Source organism: Microbacterium sp. NPDC058021 (assembly GCF_042885955.1).
Taxonomy (GTDB): domain Bacteria; phylum Actinomycetota; class Actinomycetes; order Actinomycetales; family Microbacteriaceae; genus Microbacterium.
In genome coordinates this window covers 149,503-175,278 of record NZ_JBHVRF010000004.1, presented here as the reverse complement: position 1 = coordinate 175,278, position 25,776 = coordinate 149,503, and the positions used below count along the sequence as shown (strand labels likewise).

The following is a 25,776-nucleotide window of genomic DNA, read 5'->3' as shown; positions in this document are numbered from 1 at the left end:
GCCCTAGGGTCGAGGCATGGCCTCGGAGCGCATCACCCTCACCGTCCCCGGTCCTGACGGCGCCGAACGGGAGGTGGGGCTTTCCAGCCCCAACCGGGTGCTGTGGCCCGAGCTCGGCATCACCAAGCGCGAGCTGGCGGAGTACATGGTCGCCGTTGCGGGCCCGTTCCTCGCCGCCAACGGCGACCGGCCCGTGTCGCTGGAGCGCTTTCCCGACGGCGTCGACGGCGAGCGTTTCTTCTCCAAGAACCCCCCGCGCGGCGCCCCCGACTACGTCGACGAGGTGATGTGCACCTACAACAGCGGGCGACGGCATCCGCAGGTCGTGCTGCGCGAGGCCGCCGCGATCGTGTGGGCCGTGCAGATGAACACCGTCGTCTTCCACCCGTGGGCCTCGCTCGCCGGCGACACCGACGACCCCGTCGAGCTGCGCATCGACCTCGACCCGCAACCGGGCACCGACTTCGCTGATGCGGCCGCGGTCGCCCCGGCGCTACGGGACGTGCTCGCCGAAGCGGGGCTGACGGCGTTCCTCAAGACCAGCGGAAACCGCGGCATCCACGTCTTCTGCCCCATCCAACCCACCCACGAGTTCCTCGACGTCCGGCACGCGGTCATCGCGGCGGGCCGCGAACTCGAGCGGCGGATGCCGGACAAGGTGACGATGAACTGGTGGAAGGAAGAGCGCGGAGAGCGCATCTTCATCGACTTCAACCAGGCCAACCGCGATCGCACGATGGCAGGCGCCTACAGTCCGCGGGCGCTGCCCGGGGCGACCGTGGCGACCCCCATCACGTGGGAGGAGCTGGCGGCGGGGGTCGACCCCGCGGCGTTCACGATCCGCACGGTGCCCGCCCGGCTCGCCGACGTGGGAGACCCGTGGGCGGACCTCCAGGCGGAGCCGGGGCGCATCGACACGCTGCTGGGATGGTGGGAGCGGGACCTGGCCGAGGGGCTCGGCGAGCTGCCGTTCCCGCCGGACTTCCCCAAGATGCCGGGGGAGCCGCCCCGCGTGCAGCCGAGCCGCGCGCGTCAGCCCGACAGCGACTGACGACTGACGCCGCCTGACGGCGCCTGACGACGCCTGACGACGCCCGCCGCCGCCGCTACGCGACGGGGCGGGTGACCGCGCGCGCCGCGGGTGCTGCGACGTCCTCGGCGTGCTTGGGGCGCGCCCAGCGCGCCGCGGTGTGCGGGCCGTCCCACACCTGCACTGCGCCCCAGGCCACCGCCGTGATCGGCACGGCGAGAATGGCGCCGACGATGCCGCTGAGCACGGTGCCCACCGTCAACGCGATCAGCACGACGAACGCGTGCAGCTTCATCGACCGGCCCATGAGCACCGGCTGCAGGAAGTTGCCCTCCAGCTGGTTCACGAGCACCACGACACCGACCACGATGAGCGCCACGACCCAGCCGTTGGCGACGAGGGCGACGAGCGCCGCGAGGATGCCGGCGACGGTGGCGCCCACGATCGGGATGAACGCGAGCACGAACACCAGCACCGCCAGTGGGAACGCCAACGGCACCTGCAGGATGAGCAGCCCGATCAGGATGCCGATGGCATCCACCGCAGCGACGGCGGCGGTGCCGCGGATGTAGGAACCCAGCGTCGAGACCGTCTTGTCGCCGATGCGCACCGCGCGCTCGTAGTTCTCGCCGCGGAAGGGACGCAGCAGGAACGCCCACATCTGCGGGCCGTCCTTGAGGAAGAAGAACAGCATGGTCACCAGCAGCACGAACCCGGTGAGGAAGTTGGCGACCGCGCCGACGCCGGCGAGGGCTCCCGAGCCGAACTGGGCGCTCGTGACGAAGTCGGTGACGCTGCCGATCCACTCGTCGATCTGGGCCTGGTCGATGTCGAGGTTGAGGGTCGAGACCCAGGCCATCACGTCCTGGAAGCCGGCCTCGGCCTGCGAGTACAGCTCGTCCCACTGATCGCGGACCGCCCACACGATGAGCCAGCCGAGCGCGCCGAGGATCACGACGATCGCCAGGAGCGTGATGATGGTCGCCAGCACCGCCGGCACACCGCGGTGGCGCATCCAGCGCATCACCGGCGCGAACGCCGACGCGAGGATGAGGGCGAGCACGAGCGGGATCGTCACGACCGTGACCTGCTGGATGCCGAGGACGATGGCCGCGGCGACCACGACGACGAGGATCAGCTGCAGTGCGCGGATGGCGAGCTTTCCCAAACCGTCGGCCCACAGACTCCACGGCGCCTGCCCGGCCGCCAGATGCACCGACGATTCGCCGTCGAGCCGCAGGGGCGCGTCGAGGTGGACGGTGCGCGGTGATCGGTTGAACAGACCCATGTGTCGACCGTAGCCGCACCGCAGGGGACGCGGCGCAGGGTTGCGCGGTGAGCGCGCGGAGCTAGCTGCCGGCGGGCGGCTCCTCGAGCACATCGGCGAGGTCGTAGGCGGAGACCGCCTCGAGCTGCTCGAACGTGCACGAGCGCGGGTCGCGGTCGGGCCGCCACCGCTCGAACTGCACGGTGTGACGGAAGCGCCACCCCTCCAGCTGGTCGTAGCGCACCTCGAGCACGCGCTCCGGGCGCAGCCGCACGAACGACACGTCTTTGGCCCCCGAGAACCGGGACCGCTCGGTCTCACCGGTCACGGCATCGCCGGTGGCATCCGTCTCCACCAGCGGCGCGAGCTCGTCGATGAGCTCGAGTCGCCGCGCGTTGCTGAACGCCGCGACGCCGCCGACGTTGTGCAGCCGGCCGTCGTCGGAGTAGAGCCCCACCAGCAGCGACCCGACGCCCTCGCCGCTCTTGTGGACGCGGTACCCGAGCGCCACGACGTCGGCGGTGCGGGCGTGCTTGATCTTGAGCATCGTGCGCTTGCCGGGCGCGTAGGGCTGGTCGAGTGGCTTGGCCACCACGCCGTCCAGCCCCGCCCCCTCGAACTCGGCGAGCCAGCGCCGCGCCCGGGCGGCATCCTCGGTCGTCCGGGTCACGTGCACCGGCGACGGGACGGCACCGAGCAGATCGACCAGTTCGGCACGACGCGCGGCGAACGGCTCGCCCTGCAGGTCGCGGTCGCCGCGGGCGAGCAGGTCGAATGCGATGAACATCGCCGGGGTCTGGGCCGCCAGCAGCGCGACGCGGGATGCCGCGGGGTGGATGCGCTGCGACAGCGCCGGCCAGTCGAGGCGCTGCGCCCCCGGTTCGCCGACCGCCACCACGATCTCGCCGTCGACGAGACACGGCTCGGGAAGCAGTCGTGCGAAGGCCTCGACGAGCTCGGGGAAGTACCGGGTCAGCGGCTTGGCGCCGCGGGAGCCGATCTCCACGTCGGCGCCGTCCCACGCCACCAGCGCGCGGAAGCCGTCCCACTTCGGCTCGAAGCTGTACCCGGGACGGTCGGGGATCTCCGGCACGGCCTTGGCGAGCATGGGCGCGGGAATGTCGTACATGCGCCCATCCTGCCCGCGTCGGCGGACATGCGGGAGGGTCCTCGCTCCGGCAGGCCGCGCGCGGCATACTCGGGACATGCGCCCGGTTTTCGAGTTCCTCGCCGCGCAACCGGTGCTCACGGTGTTCCTGCTCGTCGGGCTCGGGTCGGCCCTCGGCCGCATCCGCATCGCGGGGGTCTCGCTCGGCGCGATCGGCGTGCTCTTCGGCGCGATGGGCCTGACCGCCTGGGGCGTGTCGGCCGGCGTCGCGATCGAGCTGCCCGCCCTCATCGGCGACATCGGACTGGTGCTGTTCGCCTTCTGCGTCGGGCTGATCGCCGGCCCGAGCTTCGGCCACGCCCTGCGCACCGCCTACCCGCTGCTGCTCGTGGTAACGGGGGTGCTGGTGCTCGCCGCGGCGGCGGCGTTCGTCCTGGGACGCGTCATGGGCGTGTCGGTGCTGACCATCGCCGGCACGTTCGCCGGAGCCGTCACCAACACGCCCGCCCTCGCCGCCACCGGCGGCAGTCCCGAGGCGACCGTCGGCTACGCCAGCGCGTACGTGTTCGGTGTCATCGCCCCGATGCTCGCGATCGGGCTGGCGCTGCGCCACCGCGCCGACGACACCGACGAGCCGGTGCCGCTGGTCGACAAGGCCGTGCGCATCGACACGACCGCCCGCCCCACCGCGGGCGAGCTCAGCAGGCGCTACGGCGGCCGCATCACCTTCTCGCGCCTGCGCCCCAAGGGCGGCGGCGACATGGCGACGGTGGGACCGGAGACCGAGCTGCCGCCCGGGGGAGTGGTCAACGTCATCGGGCCCCAGGATGCCGTCGACGCGGTGGCCGACGAGCTCGGGCATGCGTCGTCGCTGGACATCGTGCAGGACCGCACGCACCTCGAGTACCACCGCATGATCCTGTCCAACCCGAAGCTGGCGGGCCGTCCGCTGGCGAGCCTGGGCCTGCGCGAGCGGTTCGGCGCGACGATCCCGCGGGTGCGCCGCGGCGACGTCGACATCGTCGCGACCGGCGCGCTCGTGCTGCAGCAGGGTGACCGGCTGCAGGTCGTGGGCCCGCGCGCGGCCATGCCGGCGCTCGCCGAGATGATCGGCGATTCCGAGCGCGGCATCAGCGACATCAACCCGGTCGCCCTCGCCCTCGGCATCGCCGCCGGCATCGGCATCGGCCTGATCCAGGTGCCGCTGCCCGGCGGCGGGACGTTCGCGCTCGGCGCCGCGGCCGGCACGCTCATCGTCGGTCTGATCCTCGGGCGCATCCGCCGGATCGGGCCCATCGTGACGACGCTGCCCTCGACGGCGGCGAACGTGCTGTCGGAGCTGGGCCTGCTGATCTTCCTCGCCTACGCCGGCACGAAGGCGGGCTCCCTCATCATCTCCGCGATCGCGTCGGGCGAGATCCTGCGACTGCTGCTGCTCGGCTTCGTCATCACCTCGATCGTCGTCGCCGGCACGTACCTCGTCGCGCGGCACGTGATGCGCACCGGCGGCACCCGCCTGTCGGGGGTGGTGGCGGGCACCCTCACCAACCCCGCGCTGCTGGCGTTCGCGAACATGCGCACCGACTACGACATGCGCGTGGCGCTGGCGTACACGTTGGTGTACCCCGCGGCGATGGTGGTGAAGATCCTGCTGGCGCAGGTGCTCGTCACGCTGTGACGGCGATGGCCGGTCAGCGGTCGATGGCGGCGTGCACTCTGCGGGCCATCTCGGCGGCCGGCATGCGCTTGGGGAAGACGGCGACCACGACGTCGTCGTCGGCGGGGGGCGAGGACTCGGCCACGCCGAAGCGCTCCCGCACGTCGTCGAGCGCCGCGCGCAGCACCGTCACCGGCACCCGCTTGGTGCCCCGCAGCAGCTGGCGCAGCACGTGGTTGTGCACGGCGGTCGCGAGTGCGGCGAAACCGACGGCGTCGATGGGGTCGAGGTCCGGCAGGGCACCCCGCAGGTAGTCGTCGAACAGGCGCTCGTAACGGAAGACCGTCACGATCTCGCGGTCGCGCAGCGCGGGCACCTCCCGCACCACGGCGTAGCGGCGGCGGGCGAGGTCGGGGTCGGCCGAGAAGTGGCGGTACGCCAGGATCGACGCGTCGCACACCGCCTGCCACGGGTCGGCGTGCTCCCGCGCCAGGAACTCCCGCAGGCGCTCGAGCAGCAGCTCGTGGTCGGCGAAGACGACGTCGTCCTTGCCGCCGAACTGCCGGAAGAAGGTCGACCGCGACACTCCCGCGGCCTGCGCGATCTGCTCCACCGACGTCGCCTCGAACCCCTGCGCGGCGAACAGATCCAGCGCTGCGGCGACCACGGCGGTGCGTGCGGCGGTCGGTGCGGCGGTGTCGCTCATGTCAACGGAGCCTACTCGGCGGCCCTGTCAACCCGGTTGAGACGGGCAGCCCCTGCCCGTTTGAGTGGAGCGATGACGTCGCTCTGGATGCCGCACCCCCGCCCTGCCGCCGCCACGCCGTTCACCCCGGGAGCCCACCACGACGTCGTCATCGTCGGCGCCGGGCTCACCGGCCTGTGCACCGCGGTGCTCCTGGCCGTCGACGGCTTCGACGTGTGCGTCGTGGATGCCGGCGAGGTCGCGTCGGGGGCGAGCGGCAACAACACCGGCAAGGTGTCGCTGCTGCAGGGCAGCGTGCTGTCCACCCTCCGGGCCCATCACCCCGCCGCCCTCGTGCGCGCCTACGTCGAGGCCAACCGCGACGGGCAGGAGTGGCTGCTGGCATTCGCGGATGCCGCCGGCATCCCCCGCACCACCCACACCGCCTTCTCGTACGCCCACACCGCCGACGGGGCGGACACGGTGGACCAAGAGCACGCCGCCGCACGCGAGGCGGGGCTGCCGGTGCGCATCGCCACGGCCGCCGACACCGGGGAACTGCCCTTCCCGCCCTCCCGTGCCGTCGCCCTGGAGGACCAGAGCGCGCTGGACCCCGCCGCGCTCACCGCGGCGCTCGCCGCGGCGTTCGTCGCCGCCGGCGGGACGCTGCACACGGGCGTGCGCGCGACCGGACTGTCGGTGCTGCCCCGGCCGACGCTGCGCACCCGGGCAGGCGCGCTCACCGCCGAGCAGATCGTGCTGGCCACCGGCACCCCGATCGTCGACCGAGGGCTGACCTTCGCCAAGGTCAGTGGCAGCCGGTCGTACTGCGTCTCCTTCCAGACCCCCGGCGCCGTGCCGCAGGGGCTCTACCTGTCGGTGGACGGCCCCAGCCGTTCGCTGCGCCCGGTGGATGCCGACGGGTCGCGGCTGATCGTCGGCGGCAACGGGCACCCGGTGGGGCGCGTCGACTCCGAGCGGCATCAGGTGGACGACCTCATCGCGTGGACGCAGCAGCACTTCCCGGGCGCCGAGCCCACCCACCGCTGGTCGGCGCAGGACTACACCTCCCACAACCTCGTGCCCTTCGTCGGCGCGCTGCCACGCGGTCTCGGCCGGGTGCGCTTTGCCACCGGTTACGCCAAGTGGGGGCTGACCAATGCGCCCTGGGCGGCACTGCGGCTCGCCGCGGAGATCCGCGGGCAGGCCCGCGAGGAGCTGCCGCGGTGGATGACGATGATCGGCACCCGCCTCACGATGCCGGGCGACCTCGCCCGCGGTGCCGTCGAGAACGCGCGGGTCGCCGGTGCCGCTGCCCGCGGTTGGCTCGCCGCCGAGCGGCAGGCGGTGCCGGTGGTACAGCCCGCCGAGGGGCAGGGCGTCGTCGCCCAGCGCGGCGGGGCGCCGGTGGCGATCTCCACGGTGGGTGGCCGGACCCGCGCGGTGAGCGCGGTGTGCTCCCACCTCGGCGGCGTGCTGTCGTGGAACGACGCCGAGTGCACGTGGGACTGCCCGCTGCACGCGTCGCGGTTCGCCCCCGACGGCACCCGGCTCGAGGGACCGGCCGTGCGCGACCTGCCCGCCGTTCCGCGCCGAACCGACGCTCCCGGGCGCGGGTAGTAGGCTGTGGGACTGGTCGATCTCTCGATATCGAGATTCTTTTCGACACCCAAACCCACCGTCGCCCAGCGAAGGATTGCACGTGGATCTGTACGAGTACCAGGCACGAGACCTATTCGAGAAGTACGAGGTGCCGGTGCTCGCCGGCATCATCGCCGACACCCCTGAGGAGGCGAAGGCAGCGGCCGAGAAGATCGGCGGGCTCGTCGTCGTCAAGGCTCAGGTCAAGACCGGCGGTCGCGGCAAGGCGGGCGGCGTGAAGGTCGCCAAGACCCCCGACGACGCCTACGCCGCAGCCCAGGCCATCCTCGGTCTCGACATCAAGGGCCACGTCGTCAAGCGCGTCATGGTCGCCGCGGGCGCCCGCATCGCCAAGGAGTACTACTTCTCGGTGCTGCTGGACCGCGCGAACCGCTCCTACCTGAGCCTCGCGAGCGTCGAGGGCGGCATGGAGATCGAAGAGCTCGCCGTCGAGCGCCCCGAGGCCCTCGCCCGCGTGGCGGTGGACCCCCTCACCGGCATCGACCAGGCCAAGGCGCTCGAGATCGCTCGCGCCGCCGGCTTCGACGAGGAGCTGGCCCCGCGCGTGGCCGACGTCTTCGTGAAGCTCTACGCCGTGTACAAGGGTGAGGACGCGACCCTCGTCGAGGTCAACCCGCTCGTGCTCACCGAGGAGGGCGAGGTCGTCGCGCTCGACGGCAAGGTCTCGCTCGACGAGAACGCCGACTTCCGTCACCCCGGGCACGCGCTGCTGGAGGACAAGTCCGCCGCAGACCCGCTCGAGGCCAAGGCCAAGCAGAACGACCTCAACTACGTCAAGCTCGACGGCGAGGTGGGCGTCATCGGCAACGGTGCGGGCCTGGTGATGTCGACGCTGGACGTCGTCGCGTACGCCGGTGAGAACCACGGTGGCGTCAAGCCCGCCAACTTCCTCGACATCGGCGGCGGCGCGTCGGCCGAGGTCATGGCCGCGGGCCTGGACGTCATCCTCGGCGACGCGCAGGTCAAGAGCGTGTTCGTCAACGTCTTCGGCGGCATCACGGCGTGCGACGCCGTGGCCAAGGGCATCGTCGGCGCACTCGCCGAACTCGGCGCCAGCGCCTCCAAGCCGCTCGTGGTGCGCCTGGACGGCAACAAGGTCGAAGAGGGTCGCGCGATCCTCCGCGACGCCGCCCACCCGCTGGTCACCCTGGCCGACACGATGGACTCCGGCGCCGACAAGGCCGCCGAGCTCGCCAACGCCTGAGATCCGAAAAGGAAACTGATATGTCGATCTTCCTCAACAAGGATTCCAAGGTCATCGTCCAGGGCATCACCGGCGGCGAGGGCACCAAGCACACCGCCCTCATGCTGAAGGCCGGCACCCAGGTCGTCGGCGGCGTGAACGCCCGCAAGGCCGGCACCACCGTGATGCACACCGCCGCCGACGGCTCGCCCGTGGAGCTTCCCGTGTTCGCCTCCGTCGCCGAGGCGATGAAGCAGACCGGTGCCGACGTGTCGATCGCGTTCGTGCCGCCCGCCTTCACGAAGGACGCGATGGTCGAGGCCATCGACGCCGAGATCCCGCTCCTGGTCGTCATCACCGAGGGTGTTCCCGTCGGTGACACCGCCGAAGCGTGGGCGTACGCGCAGAGCAAGGGCAACACGACCCGCATCATCGGACCGAACTGCCCCGGCATCATCACCCCCGGCGAGTCGCTGGTGGGCATCACGCCCGCCAACATCACCGGCAAGGGCCCCATCGGCCTCGTCTCGAAGTCGGGCACCCTGACCTACCAGATGATGTTCGAGCTGCGCGAGATCGGCTTCTCGACCGCCATCGGCATCGGCGGCGACCCGATCATCGGGACGACCCACATCGACGCCCTCGCGGCGTTCGAGGCCGACCCCGAGACCAAGGCGATCGTGATGATCGGCGAGATCGGCGGCGACGCGGAAGAGCGCGCGGCCGAGTTCATCAAGGCCAACGTCACCAAGCCGGTCGTCGGCTACGTCGCGGGCTTCACCGCCCCCGAGGGCAAGACCATGGGCCACGCCGGCGCCATCGTCTCCGGCTCGGCGGGCACCGCCCAGGCCAAGAAGGAGGCCCTCGAGGCCGCCGGCGTCAAGGTCGGGAAGACTCCGTCCGAGACCGCGACGCTCATGCGCGAGATCATCGCCGCGCTGTAATCCACGGCGCAAGACGAGGGGGTGGATGCCGCGGCATCCACCCCCTTCGTCGTACCCGCCCGGGTCAGACCGCCTGCGGCCCGCCGCGTCGGCCCGGTGCCTGCTGCGGCGGACGCGTCAGCGCGTCCACGAGCTGCGAGTCGATCTCGGTGAACGCCTCGGCGACGGCTCGGGCCTGCTCCTTGAGCGCGTTGACCTCCTCGATGAGCTCACGCCGGGTGTCGTCCCACTTGCCGGCGAAGTCGTCGGCGGCGTCGGCGAGTTCGCGCACCGGGATGGCGGCGGCCAGGCGCTCGGCATCGGCCTGAGCCGACTCCAGCCGGCGCACGATCGTCGCCAGGTTGGTCGAGACCTGTCCGACCTCGTCGAGGTCGATCTTCAGCCGTCCAGACATGTCGTCCCTCTCTCACTCGTCCGGCACGGTGCCGATGGCCCGCGCCAAGGTGTCGTAGTCCTCATGCAGCGTCTCGAACCTGGCGAGATCGGGGTCGCCGGCGATCATCAGCACGTCGCGGTCGGGCAGTCGCCATAGCCAGTGCGTCACGACGGTGATCGCCCCGGTCTCGTCGGCGACGTGGCGCGTGGCCGACAGGCCGGGCCCGAGCCGCCCGTCTTCGAAAGGCACGATCTGCACCTCCCGCACCGCCGCGGGGTCGTGCACGCCCAACATCTGCTCAGCGCTGACCTCGTCCGCGCGGGCCAGCTCGTAGATGCTCGCGATCCCGAGCGCCTCGTGCGGCCGCGAGAAGTAGGCGAAGCGGTGCTCGTCCTCGTCGACGCCGCGCGCGAGCCCCTCGGCCGTCGCGGCGATCCACTCGCGCATGGGCTCGTCGTAGCGGTACGCCTCGGCGAGGGCTCCGGCCAGGGCGTCGCGCCACTGCTCGATGCTCGCGAAGCCCTCCCACGGCCACGCCCCCGGCACGTACAGCCAGAGGTCCTGGTCGAAGTCAACCTGCAGGGTCATCGCTCTCCTTCGGAGTCGGGCCAGGTCAGCGCGTCGAGCATCGTGGTCACCAGGAGCGTCAGCGCCTCGGTCACGGGGGCGTACTCGGGCACGGCCAGGCCCGAGATCGACGCGAAGGCGACGAGGTGGGCGTCGTGGCCGGGGACACGCCAGACGTAGTCGATCGTCCGCAGCAGCACGACGGACTCCGCGTCACCGCCGGTCGGCGGTGCGATGTCGTGGATGCTGCGGCGCGCGGGGCCGGCATCGGTCTGCACCTGCTCGCCGCCCGGCGGCAGCTGCGGGTCGTCGGCGGGGACATGGCTGAGGACGACGGCGGTCGACACCGGCACCTGCCAGGGGATCCCCATCGGCAGGGCCGCAGCGAAGCCGCCGGCGCCGCGGGCGTCGTCGAGCACTGCCGCCAGCGCCCGCTCCAGCTCGTGCACGAACGGGCCGATGCTGTAGCGCGGCCCGCTCTCCCACGCGCCCGAGAACGCGGTGCGGGCCGTGGCCGCGTTGTCGTCCGTGACGGGGAACAGCTCCCATGCCGGCGGGAGGATGATGCGGGGCCGGGGCAGGACGGTCGTCGCGCCCACGGGGGCGCTCACCGGCGGCGCTCGCCGGGCAGGCGGCCGGCACGCAGGTCGATGGCGTCGCGGATGAACTCGATCGCCCCTCGCACCCCGAACACGACCATCGCCAGCAGGAAGAGGCCACCGGCGCCGAGCACGAGCCACATCTGCTCTCCGCCGAAGGCGACCGAGGCGGTCAGCGCCGTCATCAGGCCGACGGCGCTGATGATGCTCATGTCGGAGCGGGCGCCCCAGAAATACGAGGGGAAGCGGGCGGGAAAGGGCCAGGTGATCACAGTCAGGGCGAGCATGCCCAGCGCCGGCAGCCACAGCAGCCAGAACGGCGGCTGGAACAGGGGGTAGCCGGGGCCGGCGCCGAGGATGCCGCGGTCGACCGGCACGGTGCCCTGCGCGAGCCCGATGACCGAGACGGCGAGCAGCGGCAGCATGCCGAAGGCCACGATCCCCATGCCGCTCCAGAAGAACACGCGGCCGGTGAGCACCTCCCGCCGGGACTTCGGCGCGCGGCGCTTGCGGCGGCGTGCGGCGGCGGTGCGTCCGGCGGCCTTGCGGGGGCGGCCGGTGGCGGGGGAGGAGGTCGTCGCGCGATCGGTCACGCTAAGACCCTACTTTCCAGGACGTGCGCTCCTTGACGTCCTGCCAGCCGTCGGCGAGGGAGTCGACCACGGCGCTGACGGGATTGTCGGGAAGCGCCCGCTCCAGCGCGCCGGAGATCGGCGGGCCGAAGGTCTCGAGGGCGGTGTTGGGCATCGACACGGCGGTGCGCACACCGAAAGCCAGCTTGATGCGCTGCATCTCGGCGTGACCCATCTGCAGGAGGATCTTGTCCAGCGGCCCGCCGGCGCCGGCTTGGGAACGCGACGCCACGCGCAGGAAGTGCGCGTTGGACACGCCCTTGGCTCCGTTGACCTCCCACGCCCACTTCACCGACGGCAGCTTCACGGGACCGATGCTCAGGCCGTTGCGCCCGCGCAGCACGCCGTTGAAGCTGCCGGTGACCGAGCGCAGCGGCGAGCGGTGCCCCTGTGCGGCCAGCCGCGCCACGCGCGTGCCCTTGAGCGCGTTCATGACGCCGCCCAGTGCCCGCGTCGCGACGGCGGCGACGCCGAAGGTGGCCACCGTGATCAGGTCGACGGCGAAGTCGATCCACGAGATCTGCCCCGTGGCGGCCAGGACGAGGCTCAGCCCCGCCGTCAGAGCGGCCGCCGCCAAGGCGAAGGGCACCAGCACGGGGATGAAGAAGCTCAGCACCGACAGCACCGCCGTCACCGTGCGCAGCACGGAGTGGATCGCCTTGAGGATGCCGGCGTTGTCGGCCACCCAGCCCGCGAAGTCGTCCCACACGCCGTCGTTGAGCCCGTCGCCCTTGATCGCGTCGCGCATGCGCTCCGCCGCGGCGGTACCGGCGCTGCGCAGCCGCGTCACGACCTGCGTGAAGCGGGCCTGTGCGTCGGCGGCCGCTGCCGTCTGAGCTCCCTGGCGCTGCGACAGCACGAGCAGATGGCGGTTGAGGTCCACCGCGACCAGGGGGTCGGTGGTGCGCTGCCGCTCGTCGCGGTGGTGCTCGATCTCGCGCTCGTAGCGGGCCTGGGCGGCCTCGGCCTCGGCGTGGGCCTGGACGAGGCGGTCCGCCTCACGCTGCGCGCTCTCCAGCTCGGTCGCGAAACCGCTGAGGGCGCTGCCGGCTTCGCGGTACCGGTTCTCGAGGGTCGCCAGACGCGAGGCCACCTGATCGGCGTTCTCGGCGAGTTTGTCCAGCGCCTTGCTCTCATGGCGACCGGTGTCGGCGATGGCGGTGCGCAGACCCTCGACCGCCTCCAGGATGGTGTCGGCCGTCATCGTGAACCGGTTCGCGCGGCGTGACACGGTGCCAGGGTCCCCGGGAATCGGGGCGATCCGATCCGGCAGGTGCAGGGCCATCGCGTACTCCTTCGGGTGGGGGCTTCCGGATCTCATCCTATGAACCGGCTGATACTCCGCGATGGGCAGAACTCCCCATCGCGGTTAGCCTGAGGGCATGGCGATCACGGGTGATTATCTGCCGAGCACGTCCGAGTGGGCACGCACGCAGGCCGAGAAGTACGAGGTTTCCGGCGGGACGGAGGCGAACACGCTGCGCGGCGTGCCGATCATCGTGCTCACCTCCGTCGGCGCGAAGACCGGGGGCCTGCGCAAGACCGCGCTCATGCGGGTGGAACACGACGGTCGGTACGCGGTCGTCGCCTCCAAGGGCGGAGCCCCCGAACCGCCGGCGTGGTACGCGAACGTGCGCAAGAACCCGCACGTGATGCTGCAGGACGGCGCCGAGCGGCGCGAGTACCTCGCCCGTGAACTCGACGGCGACGAGTACGACCTGTGGTGGCAGCGCGCGACCGAGGTGTGGCCCGACTACGACGCCTACCAGCAGAAGACCGACCGGCGCATCGCCGTGTTCGTGCTGGAGCCCGTCGAGGGCTGAGCGGCGCTCCGCGCGCCTGCCCAGCCCTCGCGCAGGACGATCAGGCCAGCAGCGCCTCGATGGGGCCGCGGGCGAAGAACACCACGAAGCCGGCTGCGACGACCCACAGCAGCCAGTGCACCTGACGGGCCTTGCCCGACAGGGCGTTGATGAGCACCCAGCTCACGAACCCCGCGCCGATGCCGTTGGCGATCGAGTAGGTCAGCGGCATGACGGTGACCGTGAGGAACACCGGCAGCAGGACGTTGAAGTCCGCGAAGTCGATGTTCTTGATCTGAGCGAGCATCATGGCACCGACCAGCACCAGCGCCGCGGCGGCGATGAAGCCGGGGACGAGGCCGGTGACGGGGGTCACGAACATCGCCAGCAGGAACAGCACGCCGGTCACGACGTTCGCCAGGCCCGTGCGGGCGCCCTCGCCGATGCCGGAGCCGGACTCGACGAACACGGTGGCCGACGACGACGACGTCGCGCCGCCGACGACGGCGCCGACGCCCTCGACGATGAGCGCCGACTTGATGCGCGGGAAGTCGCCCTTCGCATCGGCGAGGTCGGCCTCCTTCGCCAGGCCCGTCATGGTGCCCATGGCGTCGAAGAAGTTCGTGAACACCAGCGTGAACACGAACATCAGCAGCGCGACGAACCCGACCTTGCCGAGGTCGAAGCCGAAGTCGACGGCGCCGACCAGGCTCAGGTCGGGGAGGGCGAACAGGCCGCCTGCGAGTCCGAAGTCGGCGACGGGCGTGAAGATGTTGACGATCGCGGCGAGGACCGTGCCGGCGACGAGGGCGATGAGGATCGCCCCCTTCACCTTGAGGGCGATGAGGATGCCGCCCAGGAGCAGGGTGACGACGAACAGCAGTGTGTCGACCGTCGCGATCGACCCTGCCGTGCCGAGCTCGAGGGGCGTGCCGCCACCGGTGTTCACGAATCCGGCGTTCACGAAGCCGATGAACGCGATGAACAGGCCGATGCCGACCGTGATCGCGAGCTTGAGCTGCACGGGCACGGCGTCGAAGATCATCTTGCGCAGGCCCGTGGCCGCCAGCAGCACGATGATGAGGCCGTTGATGATCGTGAGGGCCATCGCCTCGCCCCAGGTCACCTGTCCGACGACCGAGAACGCGAGGAACGCGTTGATGCCCAGGCCCGCGGCGAATGCGAACGGCAGGCGGGTGACGATGCCGAAGAGGATCGTCATGAACCCGGCCGTCAGGGCGGTGCTCGCGGCGACCGCGGCGGGGTTGAGGACCTCGCCCGTCACGTCGGGGGTCGACAGGATGATCGGGTTCAGGATGACGATGTAGGCCATCGTCACGAACGTGACGAGACCACCGCGCACCTCGGCGCCGATGGTCGAGCCTCGTCTGGTGATCTCGAAGAAGCGATCCAACCCGTTGCGGGGTTCGGAATCGGTGCGGGCGGGAGCGGGTGCGGGCGCAGTCATGGGTTCCTCCAGCAACCAAACTTAGTGGTCCGGCCGGGGTCCCCCGGTGCGCCGGGTCGGTGCCCGCTTCGCGCGTAGGTAGGGTCGACAGCGCATGAACCGCCTCCTCGTCGCCGTCCTCGCCGCTTTCGACGCCCTCCTCGCCGTCGCCGTCGGCCTCGTCACCGCGCTCGCGCCGCTCACGCTGCTGTGGATCTTCGGCTTCGGCGCCGAGGCGTCGTGGGCCGGACTCTGGCCCGCCGCGGGCCGGGTCTGGCAGCTCGGCCACCTCGTCCCCCTCGCGGTGACCCTGCCGGAGGAGTTCACGGTGCCCGCCGGCATCGATGCCGCCGCGGCATCGTTCACGGTGTCGCTCGCCCCTCTCGCGCTGGCCGTGTTCACGGCCGTCTTCGCCGCCCGCTCGGGCGCGCGCGCCGCCACGGCGGGCGCCTGGCTCAGCGGCGTGCTCTCCGGCACGATCGTGATCGCGGCCGCAGCGACCGGGGTCGCCCTGACCACCGGCAACGACATCGCCGCGGTGCAGCTGTGGCAGGCGGTGCTGTACCCCGTGCTCGTGTTCGCCCTCCCGGCCCTCGGCGGCGCGCTCGCGGTGGCCTGGCGCACCGGCGACGACGGCATGGTCGATGCGGTGCGCAACGCCTTCGCCCGCCGCGGCGGGTCATGGGTCGAAACCCCCGGCCTCATCGCGCGCGGCACCGCGGTGGTGCTCGCCGCGCTCGTCGGCGTCGGCGGGCTCGTCGTCGCCTTCGCAGTGTTCGCGGGCTTCGCGCGGATCGTCGCCCTGTTCCAGGCGGGGCAGGTCGACGTGCTCGGCGCCGCGGTGCTGACCCTCGGGCAGCTGGCATACCTGCCGACCTTCGTGATCTGGGCGATCTCGTTCGTCGCCGGGCCCGGATTCTCCCTCGGCGTGGACACGGTCGTCTCGCCCGTCGGCACCCAGGTGGGCGTGCTCCCCGGTGTTCCGGTGTTCGGAGCGGTCCCCGAGTCGACGTCGTCGTGGCTGCTGCTGCTGGCGCTCGTTCCGGTGGCCGCCGGCGTGCTGGCCGGCTGGATCGCCCGCTCCCACCTCGTGCGTCACGCCGAAGCCACCGGCGGACGCGACCGCATGTCGGTGCGCGCGGTGGTCGCCGCGGGCATCACGGTCGCCTCGGCGGGTGCCGCTGCGGTGCTCGCGCTCGCCGCGTCCGGCTCGATCGGCCCCGGGGCCCTCGCCGTCGTCGGTCCCGCGCCCGGCCCGATGGCGCTCGCGGTGGGGCTGGAAGTCGCCCTCGGCGCCGCGATCGTGCTGCTGTCGCCCCGTGGCCATGACGACCACCATGACGACCACCACGACGACCACGGGCACGACGACGGAGTGCGTGTCGGCCCTGCGCCCGCGCCCGGTGCGCCCGTCATCGCGCCGCCGATGCTGTGGGATGCCGACCTCGCCCGACCGGCGACCGAGCCGGTGGTCGTGGTGGGCGACGGCACCGGGTCGCCCACCGAACCCATCGTCGTGGTGGCCGAGCCCGCTGACCTGCCGGCCGCACCCGAGCCCACGGGCGGGCAGGCCCCGCCGGAGCCCGGGGAGGACGATCCCCGCGCGCCGGTAGACTGACCGCGTGCTCACGGTCGCCGTCCTCATCTCGGGTGCCGGGTCGAACCTCCGGGCCCTCCTCGAGGCCGCGAGCGACCCCGCCTTCCCCGCCCGGGTCGTCGTCGTCGGCGCCGACCGGGAAGCCTCGGGTCTCGCGCACGCCGAGGAGTTCGGCATCCCGAGCTTCGTCATCCCGTGGCGCGGCGCCGACGAGCGTGCGGCGTGGGGCGACGAGCTGCTGGAGCAGCTGGACGTCTGGAAGCCGGACCTCGTCGTGCTGAGCGGCCTCATGCGCCTGCTGCCGCCCGCGGTCGTCGCCGCCTGGTCGCCGCGGCTCATCAACACCCACCCCGCCTACCTTCCGGAGTTCCCGGGCGCCCACGGTGTGCGCGACGCGCTGGCCGCCGGCGCCACCCGGACCGGCGCGAGCGTCATCGTCGTCGACGACGGCGTCGACTCCGGCCCGATCCTCGCCCAGGAGCGCGTCAGCGTGCTCCCCGGCGACGACGAGCATTCCCTGCACGAGCGCATCAAGCCTGTCGAGCGGCACCTGCTGATCGACGTCGTCCGCCGCATCGCCACCGGCGAGCTGGATCTCGCCGCGGCATCCACCACCTGACCTACCCGGAGGAGTTCTCCATGGCCGGCCCGAGCCACGACCCGTCCCTCTATCGCCACCGCGACACCATCCCGGTGCGCCGCGCCCTCGTCTCGGTGAGCGACAAGACCGACCTGCTGGTGCTGGCCGCGGCCCTCGCCGACGCGGGGGTGGAGATCGTGTCGACCGGTTCGACGGCGGCGACCATCCGCGACGCCGGGTACGCCGTCACCGACGTCGCCGCGGTCACCGGCTTCCCCGAGTCGCTCGGGGGCCGCGTCAAGACGCTGCACCCGAGCGTGCACGCCGGCCTTCTCGCCGACCTGCGCCTGGAGGACCACGAGCGCCAGCTCACCGAGCTCGGCATCGCGCCCTTCGAGCTCGTCGTGGTCAACCTCTACCCGTTCGTCGAGACCGTCGCCTCCGGTGCGCAGGGCGACGACGTGGTCGAGCAGATCGACATCGGCGGCCCCGCGATGGTGCGCGCGAGCGCGAAGAACTTCGCCAACGTCGCCATCGTCGTCTCACCCGAGTCCTACCCCGCCGTGCTCGAGGCCATCGCCGCGGGCGGCACCTCGCTCGTGCAGCGCCGCGAGCTCGCCGCGCGCGCCTTCGCCCACACCGCCGCATACGACCGCGCCGTGTCGACCTGGTTCGCCGAGGAGACCCTCGCCGAAGAGGGCGACCTGCCCGAGCACCTCACCATCCGCGCCGAACGGCTGGAGACCCTCCGCTACGGGGAGAACTCCCACCAGCGCGCCGCCCTGTACTCCCGCGCCGGCGGCCACGGCATCGCGCAGGCGACGCAGCTGCAGGGCAAGGAGATGTCGTACAACAACTACGTCGACGCCGATGCGGCGCTGCGCGCGGCATTCGACCTGGTCAAGCCCGCCGTCGCCATCATCAAGCACGCCAACCCGTGCGGCATCGCCATCGCCGCACCGCAGGCGCTCGACCCGATCGCCTCGGCCCACCTGCGCGCCCACGAGTGCGACCCGGTGTCGGCCTTCGGGGGCGTCATCGCCGCCAACCGCACCGTGACGCTGAAGATGGCCGAGAACCTGCGCGACATCTTCACCGAGGTCATCGTCGCCCCCGACTTCGAGCCGGAGGCGCTGGAGGTGTTCCGGCTGAAGAAGAACCTGCGGGTGCTGCGCCTGCCGGTGGACTGGCGCCAGGAACCCATGGATGTGCGGCTCGTGTCGGGCGGACTGCTGCTGCAGGACGCCGACCGGTTCCCCGCCGAGGTGGAGTCCCTCGTCGACGGCTGGCAGCTCGTCACGGGGGAGCGCCCCGCCGACGAGGACCTCATGAACCTGTCGTTCGCGTGGAAGACCTGCCGCGCGGTGAAGTCCAACGCGATCGTGCTGGCCAAGGCCTCGGCCACGGTCGGCATCGGCATGGGCCAGGTCAACCGCGTCGACTCGTGCCGGCTGGCGGTGGAGCGCGCGGGCGACCGCGCGGCCGGATCGGTCGCGGCATCCGACGCGTTCTTCCCCTTCGCCGACGGCGTGCAGGTGCTGCTGGATGCCGGGGTGCGCACGATCATCCAGCCCGGCGGCTCGGTGCGCGACGAAGAGGTCATCGACGCGGTGCGCGCCGCGGGCGCGACGATGTACTTCACCGGCGAGCGTCACTTCTTCCACTGACCGCCCGTCGCTGCCGAGTGAGCATTCGCGCTGCCGAGTGAGTATTCGCGGCGCCGAGTGAGTATTCGCGGAATCGGTCACGCGGTCGGCCGGCCGTATTCCTCCAGCCAGCGCAGCCAGACTTCGCTGACGGTGGGGTACGCCGGCACCGCGTGCCACAGGCGTGTGAGCGGCACCTCGCCGACGATCGCGATGGTCGCCGCGTGCAGGAGCTCCGCCACATCGGGGCCGGCGAAGGTGGCGCCGATCAGCACACCGCGATCGAGGTCCACGATCGCGCGGGCCTGCCCGCGGTAGTCGTCGGAGTGCACCGAGGCCCCGGCGACCCATGCCAGGTCGTAGTCGAGCACGCGGATGCGGTGCCCGGCGGCGGTGGCCGCTTCGGCGGTGAGGCCGACCGAGGCGATCTCGGGGTCGGTGAAGGTGACCTGCGGCACGTGCGCGTGGTCGGCGGTAGCGACGTGCGCACCCCAGGGCGCGTCGTCGACGGTGGCCCCGGCTGCGCGGGCGGCGATGACATCGCCGGCCGCGCGCGCCTGGTACTTGCCCTGGTGGGTCAGCAGCACGCGCCCGTTGACGTCGCCGACGGCGTAGAGCCAGTCGGTGCCGCGCACGAGCATGGTGTCGTCGACGTCGAGCCAGCCGCCGGGAGTGAGCCCGACGGCGTCGAGGCCGAGATCGGTCGTGCGCGGGGTGCGGCCGGTGGCCACGAGCACCTTCTCGGCGTGGACGAGCGCGCCGTCGGAGAGCTCCAGCGTCGCGCCCGCGATGCCGCTGCCGCCGCCGGCGCCGGTGCGCGCCGCGACCACCTCGACGCCGGTGCGCAGGTCCACGCCCGCCGCGGTGAGCGCGGCGGCGACGAGGTCGGCCGCGAACGGCTCGGCCGCACCCAGCAGACGCGACCGCACGAGAAGGGTCACCGCCGTGCCGAAGCCCGCGTACGCCGTCGCCATCTCGGCGGCCACGACCCCGCCGCCGACGATCGCGAGCGAGGCCGGCACCGACTCCGCGCTCGTGGCGTCGCGGCTCGTCCACGGCTCGATGTCCGCCAGGCCCGGGGTGTCGGGCAACAGCGCCGCCGACCCCGTTGCGACGACGACGGCATGTCGCGCGGTGAGGTCGATGTCGGTGCCGTCGGGGCTGGTCACCCGCACGCGGCGCGGGCCGGTGAGGGTGGCGTGGCCGCGGAGCAGGTCGATGCCCGCGCCCTCGAGCCACGCCACCTGAGAGTCGTCCGACCAGTCGTGGGTGATCCCGTCGCGACGGCGCAGCACAGCGGCGACGTCGATGTCGCCCGTGACCGCCTGGCGCGCGCCGTCCACTGCGCGCGCCGCGCGCACCGTGGCGGCGCTGCGCAGCAACGCCTTCGACGGCATGCAGGCCCAGTACGAGCATTCGCCGCCGACCAGCTCCGCCTCGACGATGACGGTGCGCAGCCCGCCCTGCACGGCGCGGTCGGCGACGTTCTCGCCCACAGCGCCCGCTCCGATGACCACGACGTCGTACTCGTGCTGGCTCATGCCCTGCAAACTATCCCGGCCGCCCCGCCCCGCCAACCGTCTGCCGGTGTGCGGGCCGCCGCTACACCCGCGACGATCGCGGCGCAAGGCCTTGAGCGGATGCCGGTCACGGGAGTTCCATCGATGACTAAACCGGTTTAGGTTCCACGACGGAGTGACGATGCCCAAGACCGCCCGCCCCACGATCGCCGATGTCGCGCGCCGCGCCGGCGTCAGCAAGGGGCTCGTCTCCTTCGCGCTGAACGACCGGCCGGGGGTCTCGCCCGACAGCCGCTCCCGCATCCTCGCGGCCGCCGACGAGCTCGGCTGGACGCCGAACGTGCGTGCCAGGTCTCTGAGCACCGGGCGATCCTTCGCCGGCGGGCTCGTCATCGCCCGCAGCACCGACGTCATCGACGCCGACCCCTTCTTCCCCTCTTTCATCGCCGGGATCGAGGACGCGTTCTCCGCCTCCGGTCAGGTACTGGTGCTGGCCGTTGCGACGTCCCGCCGGCAGGAGACCGAGATCTACCGCAGCCTCGCGGTGGATCAGCGCGTGGACGGCGTCATCCTCACGGACCTCCGCACGCAGGACGACCGCATCGCGCTCGTCGCCGACCTCGGGCTCACGGCGGTCACCCTGGGGCGGCCCACCGCACCGAGCCCCTTCCCCGCCGTCTGCGTCGACGACGGCGCCGGCATCGGTCACGCGGTGGCGCACCTGGTCGCACTCGGCCACCGCCGCATCGCGCATGTCGCGGGTCCGGACGGGATGCTGCACGCTCGGCGCCGTGCCGACGCCTTCCGCAGCGAGGTCGCGGCGGCCGGGATCGAGGGCACCGTGATCGCCACCGACTTCAGCGCTGCGGAGGGCGCAGCGGCGACCGGCGCACTGCTCGATGCCGCAGCACCGCCGACGGCGATCGTGTACTCCAACGATCACATGGCCCTCGCCGGGCTCGGCGTCGCGCGACGCCGCGGGCTGCGGGTGCCCGCAGACCTGTCCATCACCGGTTTCGACGACATCGAGCTCGGCCGCCTCCTCGACCCGGCGCTGACCACCGTGGGCACTGACGCCCGCAGCTGGGGGGCCGTCGCCGCGCGCACCCTCCTCGAAGCCGTCGACGGGTCCGCGGCGGAACATGTCGACCTCCCCGAACCCGCTCTCATCGTCCGCGAGTCCACCGGACCCGCGCCCCGCCCACCCGCGGCGTAGCCGCACACGATCAAGGAGCATGACATGCAACGACGCATCCTCATCACCGCAACGGCAGCCGCCGGCATCCTCGCGTTGACGGCCTGCTCGGGCGGGGGCGGTGACGACGGCGCCGCCGAAGCCCGCGGCGACATCACCATCTGGTACTCCAACAACGAGGCGGAGATCGCGTGGGGGGAGCAGATGGTGGAGGCCTGGAACGCCGAGCACCCCGACGAGCAGGTCAAGGCGCAGGAGATCCCGGCGGGAGCATCCAGCGAAGAGGTGATCGGCGCGGCCATCACGGCGGGAAACGCCCCCTGCCTCGTCTTCAACACCTCACCGGCGGCCGTGCCGCAGTTCCAGAAGCAGGGCGGCCTGGTCAACCTCTCGGAGTTCGAGGACGGCGACGACTACATCACCGAGCGCAGCGGCGACATCGCCGAGCAGTACCGCTCGGAGGACGGCGACTTCTACCAGCTGCCGTGGAAGTCCAACCCCGTCATGATCTTCTACAACAAGGACATGTTCGCCCAGGCGGGCCTGGACCCGGAGAACCCGAGCCTGGCGACCTACGACGAGTTCCTCGACACGGCGCGCGCGCTCAAGACCGCGGGGGTGGCGTCGTATGCGATCAACCCCGCGCCGACGAGCGAGTTCTTCCAGTCGTGGTTCGACTTCTACCCCCTGTACGCCGCAGAGACCGGCGGCACCCAGCTCGTCGAGGATGGCGCGGCGACCTACGACAGCGAGGACGGCACCGCGGTGGCCGAGCTGTGGCGCACGCTCTACGACGAGGAGCTCGCCGGCCGCGAGCAGTACCAGGGCGACGCGTTCGCCGACGGCTACGCGGCGATGTCGATCGTCGGGCCCTGGGCCATCGCCGTGTACGGAGACGACGTGAACTGGGGCTCGGTGCCCGTCCCCACCGAGTCGGGGACGGCCGCGGAGGAGACCTGGACGTTCAGCGACGCCAAGAACGTCGGCATGTTCACCGCGTGCGAGAACCAGGCGACCGCCTGGGACGTGCTGAAGTTCGCCACGAGCGAGGAGCAGGACGGGATCTGGCTGGAGGAGACCGGCCAGATGCCGCTGCGGGAGGACCTCACCGGCACCTACGCGGACTACTTCGAAGCCAACCCCGCCTACGCCCGGTTCGGCGACCAGGCAGCGCGCACCGTGGAGGTGCCCAACGTCCCCAACTCCGTCGAGATCTGGCAGACGTTCCGCGACGGCTACTCCGAGTCGGTCATCTTCGGCGAGACCGAGGTGGCCGATTTCCTCAGCGACACCGCGGCACGCATCGACGAGCTCGCGGCCGGGAACTGACATGACCGTCGATCTCACCGCCGCCGCGGGCCCCGCCGGTGACGCGGCCGGTGCCGGCGGGGCGGGCCGGCCGTCGGCGGCGACCGACGACCGGCCGCCGACGCGGCGGCGGCGCCTGCTCGGGCCGCAGCCCCTCGGGCTGCTGTTCGCGACGCCGTACCTCGTGTTCGTGGTGCTGGTGTTCGCCTGGCCGATCGTCTTCGCGGTGTGGATGTCGTTCCAGGACTACTTCTTCGCCGCGCCCGGAGCCGAGGTCGATCGCCCGTTCGTGGGCTTCGACAACTACGCCGCGGTGCTCGCCGACCCCGACGTCTGGCAGTCCTTCCGCAACGTGGGCGTCTTCCTGGTCATCAACGTGCCGCTGACGGTCGTGCTGTCGATCGTGCTGGCGACGGCGCTGGACCGGGTCGTGCACGCGCGCACCTTCTTCCGCGTCAGCTTCTACGTGCCGTACGTGTCGGCATCCGTCGCCGTCGTGGCGGTGTGGCTGTTCCTCTTCTCGGAAGGGGGCCTGGTCAACAACCTGCTGGGCCCCCTCGCCCCGAGCCCGTCCTGGCTGATCAACAGCGCGCTGGCGATGCCGACGATCGCGCTGTTCGTCACCTGGAAGGGCCTGGGCTTCTACATCCTGCTCTACCTCGCCGCCCTGCAGAACGTGCCGAAGGAGCTCTACGAATCGGTCTCGGTCGACGGCGGTGGGCGCCTGCGGCAGTTCTTCTCGGTCACCGTGCCCAGCGTGCGGCCGGCCACCCTGCTGGTGGTGCTGCTGTCGACGATCACCGGGGCGAATCTGTTCACCGAGCCCTACCTGCTCACCGGCGGCGGCGGCCCGAACGGCGCCTCGGCCACACCGGTGCTGCTGATCTATCAGCGGGGCATCGAGCAGGGCAACCCCGACGTCGCCGCGGCCATCGGGGTGATGCTCATCATCCTCGTGCTGGGCCTGGCCGCGCTCCAGCGCAAGCTCGTGGGGGGTGAGGAGTCGTGAAGCGGATGCTGGGGAGCAAGGTCGCGCTGTACATCGCGCTGAGCCTCGGCGCGCTGGCCTCGCTCTTCCCCTTCTACTACATGGTCGTCGGCTCCCTGCAGACCGACGTCGACCCGACGCCCGCGGGCGCCTTCCCCGATCCCGCGAACCTCACCGTCGAGAACTACGTCGCCATCAACGACCGCATCAACCTGCTGCAGGGGCTCGCCAACTCGGGCATCTTCACGTTCGGGGTGCTGCTGGGCACGGCGGTGTTCGGCGTGCTGGCCGGTTACGCGCTGGCCGTGCTGAAATGGCGGGGGCGGGGAGCCACCTTCGCGCTGCTGCTGCTCGTGCAGGTCGTCCCGTTCCAGCTGCTCATGATCCCGCTGTACGTCATGATCGCGCGGGACTACGGCCTGTCCGACAGTTACCTGGGGATGATCCTGCCGTTCTTCATCAACTCCACGGCGGTCATCATCTTCCGGCAGTACTTCCTGCAGCTGCCGCCGGACCTGTTCAACGCGGCGCGCATCGACGGGGCGGGGGAGATCCGGCTGCTGTGGAACATCGCGCTCCCGCTCGTGCGCCCCGCGCTCGTCACGGCGGTGCTGCTGACGTTCATCGGCCCGTGGAACGAGTTCCTCTGGCCGTTCCTCATCACCAAGGAGGCATCGATGCAGCCACTGGCGGTCTCGCTCGCGAACTTCATCTCCAACATCGCCGCCTCCACCTCCAACCCCTTCGGCGCGATGATGGCCGGCGCGGTCGTGCTCGCCGCGCCCGCGGTGGGCCTGTTCATCCTGTTCCAGCGCTACTTCATCTCCAGCGACATCGGATCGGGGGTGAAGGGATGAGCGAGCCCGGATCACCGCCGGTGTTCCCCTATGCGCTGCGCCGGATGGGGATCGTGATGACCCCCGACCCCGACGACCCCCACGAGGCGGAGGGCGTGCTCAACCCGGGTTCGGGGCGCGGGCCGGACGGCGAGCTGTACCTGCTGCCGCGGCTCGTGGCATCCGGCAACGTCTCGCGCGTGGGGCTCGCGCGCGTGGTCGTGCGCGACGGCGTGCCGGTGGCCGTCGAGCGCGAGGGGATCGTGCTCGAACCCGACCGGGGGTGGGAACGCGGGGTGGGCAACGCCGGCGTCGAAGACCCCCGGACCACCTGGATCGACGCGCTCGGCCTGCACGTGATGACCTACGTGGCCTTCGGTCCGCTGGGGCCGCGCACCGCCGTCGCGGTGTCGGACGACCTGCGGGAGTGGCGGCGGCTCGGGCCGGTGCACTTCCGCTACGACGATGCGCTGGATGCCGATCTCAACCTGTTCCACAACAAGGACACCGTCTTCTTCCCCGAGCCGGTGACCGCCCCCGACGGCACCCTCGCACTGGCGGTGCTCCACCGGCCGATGTGGGACCTGGGGGAGACGAGACCCGGGCAGGGGGTGCAGGTGCCGGCCGGCATCGAGGACGAGCGGCAGTCGATCTGGATCAGCTACGTCCCCCTGGCCGCGGTGCACGACGATCTGTCGGCGCTCACCAGGTGGGAGCAGCACCGCTTCCTCGCCGGGCCGCAGTTCCCGTTCGAGCAGCTCAAGATCGGTGGCGGTCCGCCGCCGCTGCGGGTGCCCGAGGGGTGGCTCGTGCTCCACCACGGCGTCACCGGGGTGATCGAGAGTGCCTTCACGCCCCAGCACAACGTCAACTACGCCGCGGGCGGGCTGCTGCTGGACGCCGACGATCCGTCGCGGGTGATCGCGCGCAGCGCCGAGCCGCTGCTGGCCCCCGAGACCGAGGACGAACGCAGCGGGGTCGTGCCCAACGTCGTCTTCCCGACCGCGATCGAGGAGGTCGACGGCCGGCTGTTCGTGTTCTACGGCATGGCCGATTCGAAGATCGGAGTAGCCCTCCTCGAGCGCCTCGCCCCCGAGTGAGTATTCGCGCTCCCGAGTGAGTATTCGCGCTCCCGAGTGAGTATCCG

24 protein-coding genes are annotated in these 25,776 nt (G+C 71.7%); 14 read left to right on the top strand and 10 right to left on the bottom strand.

Annotated elements, in window-relative coordinates; translation table 11 throughout:
- The first annotated feature begins 16 nt into the window (after positions 1–16).
- Complete coding sequence (gene ligD, locus ACFVR6_RS09985) at positions 17–1,051, top strand: non-homologous end-joining DNA ligase (protein ID WP_386962103.1); 1,035 nt, start codon at positions 17–19, stop codon at positions 1,049–1,051.
- 55 nt (positions 1,052–1,106) lie between these two features.
- On the opposite strand, the gene ACFVR6_RS09980 is transcribed toward ligD, so the two are convergent.
- On the bottom strand, positions 1,107–2,318 hold the full coding sequence (locus ACFVR6_RS09980; RefSeq protein ID WP_386962100.1) for an AI-2E family transporter: 1,212 nt from the start codon (positions 2,316–2,318) through the stop codon (positions 1,107–1,109).
- Positions 2,319–2,379: 61 nt separating this feature from the next.
- Positions 2,380–3,426, bottom strand: a complete 1,047-nt coding sequence (locus ACFVR6_RS09975) for an ATP-dependent DNA ligase (protein WP_386962097.1) — start codon at positions 3,424–3,426, stop codon at positions 2,380–2,382.
- Between the two features lie 76 nt (positions 3,427–3,502).
- On the opposite strand from ACFVR6_RS09975, the gene ACFVR6_RS09970 reads away from it, so the two are divergent.
- Positions 3,503–5,083: an aspartate:alanine exchanger family transporter gene (locus ACFVR6_RS09970; RefSeq protein WP_386962094.1), complete on the top strand. Its 1,581-nt coding sequence runs from the start codon at positions 3,503–3,505 to the stop codon at positions 5,081–5,083.
- A 13-nt stretch (positions 5,084–5,096) separates the two neighbouring features.
- Here ACFVR6_RS09970 and ACFVR6_RS09965 read toward each other — a convergent pair whose 3' ends face one another.
- The gene (locus tag ACFVR6_RS09965; protein WP_386962091.1) at positions 5,097–5,768 is read right to left on the bottom strand and encodes a TetR/AcrR family transcriptional regulator; all 672 of its coding nucleotides are present in this window, start codon (positions 5,766–5,768) and stop codon (positions 5,097–5,099) included.
- Positions 5,769–5,840: 72 nt separating this feature from the next.
- Here ACFVR6_RS09965 and ACFVR6_RS09960 point away from each other — a divergent pair, with 72 nt between their 5' ends.
- From ACFVR6_RS09960 to sucD, 3 genes are all read left to right on the top strand, one after another.
- Positions 5,841–7,367 carry an FAD-dependent oxidoreductase gene (locus ACFVR6_RS09960; RefSeq protein ID WP_386962088.1) on the top strand — a complete coding sequence of 509 codons (1,527 nt, stop codon included), beginning with the start codon at positions 5,841–5,843 and terminating at the stop codon, positions 7,365–7,367.
- An 82-nt stretch (positions 7,368–7,449) separates the two neighbouring features.
- Entirely contained in the window at positions 7,450–8,613 is a 1,164-nt protein-coding gene (gene sucC / locus ACFVR6_RS09955; protein WP_386962085.1) for an ADP-forming succinate--CoA ligase subunit beta, read from the top strand.
- A 20-nt stretch (positions 8,614–8,633) separates the two neighbouring features.
- Positions 8,634–9,536, top strand: a complete 903-nt coding sequence (gene sucD / locus ACFVR6_RS09950) for a succinate--CoA ligase subunit alpha (RefSeq protein ID WP_386962082.1) — start codon at positions 8,634–8,636, stop codon at positions 9,534–9,536.
- A gap of 64 nt (positions 9,537–9,600) precedes the next feature.
- Here sucD and ACFVR6_RS09945 read toward each other — a convergent pair whose 3' ends face one another.
- Genes ACFVR6_RS09945 through ACFVR6_RS09925 form a run of 5 tightly spaced genes read right to left on the bottom strand, consistent with a single transcriptional unit; the run spans position 9,601 to position 12,941 of the window.
- Positions 9,601–9,930 carry a hypothetical protein gene (locus ACFVR6_RS09945; RefSeq protein ID WP_386962079.1) on the bottom strand — a complete coding sequence of 110 codons (330 nt, stop codon included), beginning with the start codon at positions 9,928–9,930 and terminating at the stop codon, positions 9,601–9,603.
- A gap of 12 nt (positions 9,931–9,942) precedes the next feature.
- On the bottom strand, positions 9,943–10,500 hold the full coding sequence (locus ACFVR6_RS09940) for a hypothetical protein (RefSeq protein ID WP_386962077.1): 558 nt from the start codon (positions 10,498–10,500) through the stop codon (positions 9,943–9,945).
- Positions 10,497–11,090, bottom strand: a complete 594-nt coding sequence (locus tag ACFVR6_RS09935; RefSeq protein WP_386962074.1) for a hypothetical protein — start codon at positions 11,088–11,090, stop codon at positions 10,497–10,499. Before ACFVR6_RS09935 ends, ACFVR6_RS09940 begins: the two co-directional genes overlap by 4 nt.
- Positions 11,087–11,671, bottom strand: coding sequence for a hypothetical protein (locus ACFVR6_RS09930; protein WP_386962071.1), 585 nt, complete (start codon positions 11,669–11,671; stop codon positions 11,087–11,089). The genes ACFVR6_RS09935 and ACFVR6_RS09930 overlap by 4 nt, the downstream gene beginning before the upstream one ends.
- A gap of 1 nt (position 11,672) precedes the next feature.
- The gene (locus tag ACFVR6_RS09925; protein WP_386962068.1) at positions 11,673–12,941 is read right to left on the bottom strand and encodes a hypothetical protein; all 1,269 of its coding nucleotides are present in this window, start codon (positions 12,939–12,941) and stop codon (positions 11,673–11,675) included.
- Positions 12,942–13,092: 151 nt separating this feature from the next.
- Here ACFVR6_RS09925 and ACFVR6_RS09920 point away from each other — a divergent pair, with 151 nt between their 5' ends.
- Positions 13,093–13,533 carry a nitroreductase family deazaflavin-dependent oxidoreductase gene (locus tag ACFVR6_RS09920; protein WP_386962065.1) on the top strand — a complete coding sequence of 147 codons (441 nt, stop codon included), beginning with the start codon at positions 13,093–13,095 and terminating at the stop codon, positions 13,531–13,533.
- Positions 13,534–13,573: 40 nt separating this feature from the next.
- On the opposite strand, the gene ACFVR6_RS09915 is transcribed toward ACFVR6_RS09920, so the two are convergent.
- Positions 13,574–14,980, bottom strand: coding sequence for an NCS2 family permease (locus ACFVR6_RS09915; protein WP_386962062.1), 1,407 nt, complete (start codon positions 14,978–14,980; stop codon positions 13,574–13,576).
- A gap of 94 nt (positions 14,981–15,074) precedes the next feature.
- Between ACFVR6_RS09915 and ACFVR6_RS09910 the strand changes: the two genes are divergently transcribed.
- From ACFVR6_RS09910 to purH, 3 genes are read left to right on the top strand one after another with little or no spacing between them, the layout of a single operon-like run.
- Entirely contained in the window at positions 15,075–16,577 is a 1,503-nt protein-coding gene (locus ACFVR6_RS09910; protein WP_386962059.1) for a cell division protein PerM, read from the top strand.
- Positions 16,578–16,581: 4 nt separating this feature from the next.
- The gene (purN, locus tag ACFVR6_RS09905) at positions 16,582–17,175 is read left to right on the top strand and encodes a phosphoribosylglycinamide formyltransferase (RefSeq protein ID WP_386962056.1); all 594 of its coding nucleotides are present in this window, start codon (positions 16,582–16,584) and stop codon (positions 17,173–17,175) included.
- 20 nt (positions 17,176–17,195) lie between these two features.
- Entirely contained in the window at positions 17,196–18,803 is a 1,608-nt protein-coding gene (gene purH / locus ACFVR6_RS09900) for a bifunctional phosphoribosylaminoimidazolecarboxamide formyltransferase/IMP cyclohydrolase (RefSeq protein WP_386962053.1), read from the top strand.
- A gap of 77 nt (positions 18,804–18,880) precedes the next feature.
- On the opposite strand, the gene ACFVR6_RS09895 is transcribed toward purH, so the two are convergent.
- On the bottom strand, positions 18,881–20,323 hold the full coding sequence (locus ACFVR6_RS09895; RefSeq protein ID WP_386962050.1) for a dihydrolipoyl dehydrogenase family protein: 1,443 nt from the start codon (positions 20,321–20,323) through the stop codon (positions 18,881–18,883).
- A gap of 160 nt (positions 20,324–20,483) precedes the next feature.
- On the opposite strand from ACFVR6_RS09895, the gene ACFVR6_RS09890 reads away from it, so the two are divergent.
- From ACFVR6_RS09890 to ACFVR6_RS09870, 5 genes are read left to right on the top strand one after another with little or no spacing between them, the layout of a single operon-like run.
- Positions 20,484–21,518, top strand: coding sequence for a LacI family DNA-binding transcriptional regulator (locus ACFVR6_RS09890; RefSeq protein ID WP_386962048.1), 1,035 nt, complete (start codon positions 20,484–20,486; stop codon positions 21,516–21,518).
- 24 nt (positions 21,519–21,542) lie between these two features.
- Entirely contained in the window at positions 21,543–22,826 is a 1,284-nt protein-coding gene (locus tag ACFVR6_RS09885) for an extracellular solute-binding protein (RefSeq protein WP_386962045.1), read from the top strand.
- A gap of 1 nt (position 22,827) precedes the next feature.
- Positions 22,828–23,814, top strand: a complete 987-nt coding sequence (locus ACFVR6_RS09880; RefSeq protein ID WP_386962042.1) for a carbohydrate ABC transporter permease — start codon at positions 22,828–22,830, stop codon at positions 23,812–23,814.
- 5 nt (positions 23,815–23,819) lie between these two features.
- Complete coding sequence (locus ACFVR6_RS09875) at positions 23,820–24,650, top strand: carbohydrate ABC transporter permease (RefSeq protein WP_386962854.1); 831 nt, start codon at positions 23,820–23,822, stop codon at positions 24,648–24,650.
- On the top strand, positions 24,647–25,729 hold the full coding sequence (locus ACFVR6_RS09870) for a glycoside hydrolase family 130 protein (RefSeq protein WP_386962039.1): 1,083 nt from the start codon (positions 24,647–24,649) through the stop codon (positions 25,727–25,729). Before ACFVR6_RS09875 ends, ACFVR6_RS09870 begins: the two co-directional genes overlap by 4 nt.
- The last annotated feature ends 47 nt before the right edge of the window (positions 25,730–25,776 follow it).